The 7,422-nt window shown below is 67.4% G+C and carries 7 protein-coding genes; 6 read left to right on the plus strand and 1 reads right to left on the minus strand.

Annotation, left to right across the window (positions count from 1 at the left end; genetic code table 11):
- The 5 genes from AC1DRP_RS33135 to AC1DRP_RS33155 all read left to right on the plus strand — a co-directional run.
- Positions 1-1,230 (plus strand): ATP-binding protein (locus AC1DRP_RS33135; RefSeq protein WP_476770746.1); only part of this gene is annotated, 1,230 nt, incomplete at its 5' end.
- Between the two features lie 71 nt (positions 1,231-1,301).
- A complete protein-coding gene (gene ccmI, locus AC1DRP_RS33140; protein ID WP_441506613.1) occupies positions 1,302-2,405 on the plus strand; it encodes a c-type cytochrome biogenesis protein CcmI in 1,104 nt (367 codons plus the stop codon).
- Between the two features lie 41 nt (positions 2,406-2,446).
- The gene (ccmE, locus tag AC1DRP_RS33145; protein ID WP_441489234.1) at positions 2,447-2,908 is read left to right on the plus strand and encodes a cytochrome c maturation protein CcmE; all 462 of its coding nucleotides are present in this window, start codon (positions 2,447-2,449) and stop codon (positions 2,906-2,908) included.
- Positions 2,909-2,915: 7 nt separating this feature from the next.
- Positions 2,916-4,892, plus strand: coding sequence for a heme lyase CcmF/NrfE family subunit (locus AC1DRP_RS33150; protein ID WP_441506612.1), 1,977 nt, complete (start codon positions 2,916-2,918; stop codon positions 4,890-4,892).
- Positions 4,893-4,896: 4 nt separating this feature from the next.
- Complete coding sequence (locus AC1DRP_RS33155; RefSeq protein ID WP_441506611.1) at positions 4,897-5,367, plus strand: cytochrome c-type biogenesis protein; 471 nt, start codon at positions 4,897-4,899, stop codon at positions 5,365-5,367.
- A gap of 63 nt (positions 5,368-5,430) precedes the next feature.
- Here the strand turns inward: AC1DRP_RS33155 and AC1DRP_RS33160 are convergent, their stop codons facing one another.
- On the minus strand, positions 5,431-5,964 hold the full coding sequence (locus AC1DRP_RS33160) for a hypothetical protein (protein WP_441506610.1): 534 nt from the start codon (positions 5,962-5,964) through the stop codon (positions 5,431-5,433).
- A gap of 192 nt (positions 5,965-6,156) precedes the next feature.
- Here AC1DRP_RS33160 and AC1DRP_RS33165 point away from each other — a divergent pair, with 192 nt between their 5' ends.
- Complete coding sequence (locus AC1DRP_RS33165) at positions 6,157-7,362, plus strand: S1C family serine protease (RefSeq protein WP_476770747.1); 1,206 nt, start codon at positions 6,157-6,159, stop codon at positions 7,360-7,362.
- Positions 7,363-7,422 lie beyond the last annotated feature (60 nt).

Below are 7,422 nucleotides of genomic sequence, written 5' to 3' on the forward strand. Positions count from 1 at the left end.
CGACTCAGSGTCTACATCAAGGAACTGGTCGCGGATCTTGCCGCGCCGCCGGAAACCGAACGCCAGGCGATCGGCGATCTCGGCGAGCCGCGTTTCGATCTGCCGCTATCCGGCTGGTACTGGCAGATCGTCAGGCTCGATGGCGAAAAGCCCGTGGTGCGCACCTCGCGCTCTCTCGTCGGCGGGCAGTTGCCGAAGCTTCTCGACCAGCAGCTGACGCCGAATGCGCGCGGCTTGCGTGAGAGCTATGTCTCTGGGCCGGACGAGAGAGGCCTGCGCATCATCGAGCGCGAGATCGATGTCGGCGAGGATGGCCGCTTCATCGTCGGCGTCGCGGCCCCCGCCGACGAGATCGAAGGCGACATTCGTGATTTCCGCCTGGCGCTGACGCTGACCTTCCTGCTGCTCGGGCTCGCGCTCGTGGCTTCGACCCTGATCCAGGTTCGCTTCGGCCTGCGCCCCCTCGTCAGGCTTGGGACAGCGGTCGGCTCGGTGCGAACCGGCGAGRCCGCCCGGATCGCCGGAAAATACCCGCCTGATCTTGCGCCACTGGCTGGCGAACTCAATCAGCTCATCGACGCCAACCGCGAAATCCTGGAACGGGCCCGGACCCAGGTCGGAAATCTCGCCCACGCCCTGAAGACGCCGCTCAGCGTGATGCTGAACGAAGCCGAGGCAAGCGACCCGCATCTGCCGCAGACGGTGCGGAACCAGGCGGCGATCATGCGCGACCAGGTGCAGTATTATCTCGACCGCGCGCGGGCGGCTGCACTCTCCGGCGCGCTCGGCAGCGTCACCGAGGTTGCGCCCTCGCTCGACGCGCTGATCCGCACCTTCGCCAAGATCTCGCAGGGGCGCGGCATCACCGGCATGCACCACGTCCCGCCCCATGTCCRCTTTCGCGGCGAGCGGCAGGATCTGGAGGAAATGCTCGGCAATCTGCTCGACAACGCGTTCAAATGGGCGCGTTCGACGGTCGAGGTGAGCCTGGCCCCCGAAGCCGAAGAGGGGCGGATCGCGCTGCTGATCGACGATGATGGTCCCGGGCTGCCGTCCGAGGCCGTGCTCGACGTGCTCAAGCGCGGCCGTAGGCTCGACGAGACGACGCCGGGCTCCGGCCTCGGGCTCTCGATCGTGGTCGATCTCGCCAAGCTCTATGGCGGCGAGCTCACGCTCGAGCGCTCGCGCCTCGGTGGCCTGCGGGCGCGCCTGCTGCTTCCTTCGGTCTGACGGTGCCGACGTGACCCTTTGTCGCCATCGGCAGACATGATACGGCGTCAGCGATTGGCTATGAACGCGACATGCTGATCTGGATCATCTTTGCGGCAATGACGGCGGCGGCGGTTTTCGCCTTGCTCTGGCCCCTTGGGCGCGGAGACGCGAACGCGTTTGCCGAGGTCACCGACGCAAAGAGTCTCTATCGCTCCCAGCTTGCCGAGATCGACCGCGATTTTGGCCGCGGGCTGATCGGCGGCACCGAGGCGGACGCTGCGCGCGCCGAGGCCGGCCGCAGGTTGCTGCGTGCGGCGGACGGGGAGGCTGTCCCCACGGGAGACAGCGAGCCTGCGCTGCGTCGGCGGCGTGCAGCCTCGGCGATCGCACTGTCCTGCGTGCCGCTCTTTGCTCTTCTGCTCTATGGCGCCCAGGGCTCGCCCGAGCGACCGGATCAGCCGCTCTCGGCGCGGCTGAAATCGGACCCTTCTCAGGATTTTGCGCTCGCGGTCAGCCGCATCGAGGCCCATCTGGCGGCCAACCCCGGCGACGCGCGGGGCTGGTCCGTCGTGGCGCCGGTCTATTTGCGCCAGGGTCGTTACGACGAGGCGGCGCGGGCCTTCGCGGCGGCGCTGGAGCATGGCGGAGCCAATGCCGAATTGCTGGCCGGCCTTGGCGAGGCGCGTGCGCTTGCCGCAGGCGGCGTGGTGACGGCTGAAGCGCGCCAGCCCCTGACCGAAGCGGTCAAGCTCGATGGCGGCAATGCCCGGGCCCGCTACTTCCTGGCGATTGCCAAGGAGCAGGACGGTGACAGTGCCGGCGCGATTGCGGATCTGCGCGCTCTGCTCGCCGATGCTCCAGCTGATGCGACCTGGGTCGGGACGGTGCGCCTGCGCCTGGAGGGGCTGGAGGCCGCACCGTCCACCGGCGCCTCGATCGCGGCGTTGCCGCCGGGCGAGCAGCAGCTCGCGATCCGGGGCATGGTCGATGGTCTTGCCGAGCGCCTCAAGATGGGCGGCGGCACCTTCGCCGAATGGACGCGACTGATCCGTTCGCAGGTCGTGCTCGGCGACAAGCCTGCAGCACGAGAGGCGATCATCGCGGCCCGCCAGCGCTTCGCCGATGATGGTGCGGCGCTTGGCCAGCTTGATGCCCTGGCCGGAGAACTCGGATTGCGGGAGCCCGCGCCATGACCGCCACAGAACCGTCGCGAGTCTTGGCGCCGCGCCGCGGGATGAGCCGCAAGCAACGTCGCCTTGCCCTGATCGGAGCGGCAGGCGCAGTCCTGTGCCTTGCCGCCGGCCTCGTGCTCTTCGCCATGCGCGATTCGATCGTCTTCTTCTACGGACCGACGGAAATCGCCGAAAAGGGGCTGCAGCCCGGCACGCGCATGCGGCTCGGCGGCCTCGTCGAGACGGGGTCCGTGTCTCGCGGGCCTGGCCAGCGCGTGACTTTCGCCATTACCGACAGCAAGACCACTGTCCAGGTGAGCTATGATGGCCTCCTGCCGGATCTCTTCCGCGAAGGGCAGGGCGTCGTCACGGAAGGCGTGCTTGAGGCCGCAGGCCGGTTCCGAGCGGATTCGGTTCTCGCCAAGCATGACGAAACCTACATGCCGCGCGAAGTCGCGGACGCACTGAAGAAGCAAGGCCATTGGCAGCCCGGCGACGCCGGTGCGCAGAAGCCGCAGCGGTGAGGGCAGGATGATCGTCGAGATCGGACATTTCGCGCTCGCGCTGGCGCTGGGTGTCGCCGTCGTCCAGGCGCTCGTCCCACTCTGGGGCGTCTCGCGGCGGGATGCCGCCTTGGCTTCGGTCGGCCCGACGGCGGCGGTGACCTGCTTCCTGCTGGTCGCCTTCTCCTTCCTTGCGCTCGTCGTGTCCTATGTGCGCTCGGATTTTTCGGTCGAGAACGTCGTCGCCAATTCGCATTCGGCCCAGCCGTTGATCTACAAGGTGACGTCGACCTGGGGCAATCACGAAGGCTCCATGCTGCTCTGGGTGCTGATCCTGACGCTGTTCGGCGCGCTGGTCGCCGTGTCGCGCCGGTCTCTGCCGACGCGTCTCAGGGCCGGAACACTGGCGGCGCAGGGCTTCGTCACGGTCGCCTTCCTGGCTTTCGTGCTCCTGACCTCGAACCCGTTCCGGCGGCTCGATCCGGCGCCGGGCGAGGGCCAGGATCTCAACCCGATCCTTCAGGATCTCGGCCTCGCGATCCACCCGCCGCTGCTCTATGTCGGCTATGTCGGCTTCTCCATCACCTATGCCTTCGCCGTCGCCGCCTTGATCGACGGGCGCATCGATGCCGTCTGGGCGCGCGCTGTCAGGCCGTGGACGCTGCTGGCCTGGGTCTTCCTGACGCTCGGCATCGCGATGGGGTCCTACTGGGCCTATTACGAGCTTGGCTGGGGCGGCTGGTGGTTCTGGGACCCGGTCGAGAATGCCTCGCTGATGCCCTGGCTGGCCGGCACCGCGCTGATTCACTCCACCGTGGTGATGGAGAAGCGCGATGCGCTGAAGGTCTGGACGATCCTGCTCGCGATCCTGACCTTCTCGCTCTCGCTGCTCGGTACCTTCATCGTTCGCTCCGGCGTCCTGACCTCGGTGCATTCCTTCGCCAGCGATCCCGGGCGCGGCCTCTTCATCCTTGCGATCCTGGTCTTCTTCGTCGGCGGCTCGCTGGCGCTCTTCGCCTGGCGCGCGCCGCTGCTGCGGCAGGGCGGCCTCTTCGCCCCGATCTCGCGGGAGGGCGCGCTGGTCGTGAACAATCTCTTCATCGCGACCGCCTGCGCGACCGTCTTCATCGGTACGCTCTATCCGCTGGTGCTGGAGATGCTGACGGGCGACAAGATTTCCGTCGGCCCCCCGTTCTTCAACGCCACCTTCGTACCCGTGGTCGTGCCTCTGCTGCTGCTGCTGCCGATCGGCCAGACGCTGGCCTGGAAGCGCGGTGACCTGCTCGGTGCGGCGCAGCGCATGTCGGCTGCTCTCGTGCTCGCAATCGTCTCCGGGCTTGCGGTCGTCGCGGTCATGCGTGGCGGCCCCGTCCTTGCGCCGCTTGGTATCGGGCTTGGCGTCTTCCTCATCGCAGGTGCGGCCTGGGATATCGGCGAGCGCGTGGTGCGGCGGGCGAGCGGCGCCTCGGCGATGCTGTCGCGCGCAATCGGCCTGCCGCGTTCGGCCTGGGGTACGGCCTTCGCCCATGCCGGCGTCGGCCTCAGCGTGATCGGTATCGCGGCTGCCGCATGGAGCGCGGAGGGGATCGGCGTGCTGAAGCCGGGCGAGAGCCTGACCAGCGGCCGCTATACCGTGGTCCTGGAGACGGTCACGCCGCGCAAGGGCCCCAACTTTACCGAGGATGTGGCGCGCTTCCGCGTTTCTGCCGGCGACAGACAGCTGAAACCCGTCGAGGCGATGAAGCGGGTCTATACCGCCCGCGCCATGCCGACGACGGAGGCCGGCATTCGGACCGACGGCCTCAGCCAGGTCTATGTCAGCCTTGGCGAGCCGCAGGGCGGCGGAATCGCGGTCAGGGTCTATGACAAGCCGCTCATCCTGCTGATCTGGATCGGTGCCGTCGTCATGGCTTTCGGCGGAGCGCTGTCGCTGACCGACCGGCGCTTCCGTCTCGCCGTGCCGCGGCGTGCCGCGACGCGCGCCGTCATCCAGCCGGCGGAGTGAACGCATGCGTCGCGTCCTTGCCTTGCTGATGCTCGGCCTGCTCTGCGCCAGCCCGGTCAGGGCGGTGCAGCCGGACGAGGTCCTGCCGAACGCCATGCTCGAGCAGCGGGCGCGCCAGATTTCCGGCGGCCTGCGCTGCCTCGTCTGCCAGAACCAGTCGATCGACGATTCCGACGCGCCACTTGCCCGCGACCTGCGCATCCTCGTGCGCGAGCGGCTGGTGGCCGGAGATACGGATGAGGCCGTGCGCGATTTCGTCGTCGCACGTTACGGCAATTTCGTCCTGCTCAGTCCTCCCCTCAATATCCGCACCATTGCGCTGTGGGTCGCGCCGTTCCTGATCCTTGCCTTCGGCCTTGCCTATCTCGGCCGGAGAAGCCGGCTGATGCGGACGTCGGCCGGGCAGCAGACGAAACCCCTGAGCGACGACGAACAGGCACGGGTTGACGCGCTGATCAGGCGGGACGGCAACTAAGGCATCGGCCAGAAGGGCGGATTACACTCTTCGGGAAATCCGCCGCAAACACCGACGCTCAGGTCAGATGGAGATGCCGCACTGACTCTGCATCTCGCCCGTTATGGCAGGGCCCAGGTTGGCGCTCCAATCCACAAAGCCGGTACGGATCGGCGATGGCCTGAACGTCGCGTGCTCGGCGAAGACCCGGGCAAAGCAGGCCACCTTGTCTCCTGAATATCCGCGCTGAGCCGCGATCTTCGTGCCCGCAAGGTAGGCTCCGCCCTGGGTTTGGGGCCCCGCATAGGTGTTGCGGCCTGCGATGCGGGCGGGCTTGCGGGCCGCGAGATCGGCCAGCCGGTCGACGCCGCAGCGGCGGCGGAGCTCGGCATTGTAGGCCGGTGTCGAGGGAGCAAACCAACCTCGGTTTCCGCTGGCTTTCTCGACCACGACGGCATGCCGTGCAAACACCTGCGCGTAGCATTCCGCGTTCGCGTAGCCGCGCTTCTGGGCGAGCCGCAAACCGGTTTGGTAGGTCGTGATGGTTTGCGAGGAGGCGGCACTGCTGCCCAGTGCGAGGGCGGCAATCGCCGCGAATGTGAGAACGCGCATCGTCAAGGCCAGTCCGGCAAAGTCATCGTCCCCCCATGAGACAGGAGCGCCGTCTCAATCGTCAAGCGCACTGGGGGGCGCCGTCCGCTCAACCTTACAAAAACGTCATCTCGGCGCGAAAACGGGGTAAGGCGCCACCCGTCATGGTCACGACACCAAGCAGGGAATGCCCCTGCCGTCAGTCGCAGAGGTAAAACCATGACGACCCCTACCACTTCCAAGTCCATCCTCAAGCGCGGCGCCTTGATCGCCGGTGCGGCCACGCTGGGCATCGGTCTTGCCGCTGGTCTCGCGGATGGCGCTCTCATGCAGAATCACAGCGCCTTTGCCCAGCCGATCCAGCTCTCCGGCGTCCAGACCCAGCTCCCGTCCTTTGCGGACATGGTCGATCACGTGAAGCCGGCTGTCGTTTCCGTTCGCGTCAAGACCAGCGTCGCTGCCGCCTCCGCCGAGGATGGCGAGAGCGGCATCGAAGGTCTGCCGCCCGGCCACCCGCTCGAGCGCTTCCTCCGCCGTTTCGGTGAAGAGGGTCAGGGCCAGGGCCAGGGCCCGCGTCAGGGCAAGCCGCAGCCGCGTCAGGGCATGTCGCAGGGTTCGGGCTTCTTCGTCAGCCAGGACGGCTATGTCGTGACCAATAACCACGTCGTTCAGAACGCGACCGAGGTCCAGCTCGTCACCGATTCCGGCAAGACGCTTGCGGCCAAGGTCATCGGCACCGATCCGCGGACCRATATCGCCTTGCTGAAGGTCACCGAGGAGGGCAACTACCCCTTCGTCCAGCTCGCCAAGACGAAGCCGCGCATCGGCGACTGGGTGCTGGCTGTCGGCAACCCCTTCGGCCTCGGCGGCACCGTGACCGCGGGCATCGTCTCGGCCCAGGGGCGCGACATCGGCTCTGGTCCCTATGACGACTTCCTGCAGATCGATGCGGCCGTGAACCGCGGCAACTCGGGTGGCCCGACCTTCAACCAGAAGGGTGAGGTCGTCGGCGTGAACACCGCGATCTACTCGCCGTCGGGCGGCAATGTCGGCATCGCCTTTGCCGTTCCCGCTGCCACGGTCGACAGCGTCGTCGCCTCGCTGAAGAAGGATGGCTCCGTGGCCCGTGGCTTCATCGGCGTCCAGATCCAGCCGGTCACCGCCGAAGTCGCCGATGCGATCGGCCTCAAGGAGCCCCATGGCGCCCTGATCGCCGAGGCGCAGGCCAATGGTCCCGCCGCCAAGGCAGGCATCAAGCGTGGTGACACGATCATCGCCGTCAATGGCGACAAGGTCGCCGACGCCCGCGATCTCTCCAAGAAGATCGCGGTCTTCGCACCGGGCACCAAGACGACCCTGACCGTGTGGCGCGACGGCAAGGAGCGCGAGGTCAGCTTCGAGGTCGGCCGTCAGCCGGCCGCCTAAACAAGGTTGGGCAGGCTTCCTGGCCTTCAGTCGCCCCTGCCAGGTAAACCAGCCTTAACG

The sequence above is a fragment of the Allobosea sp. 01N443 genome (genome assembly GCF_056399325.1).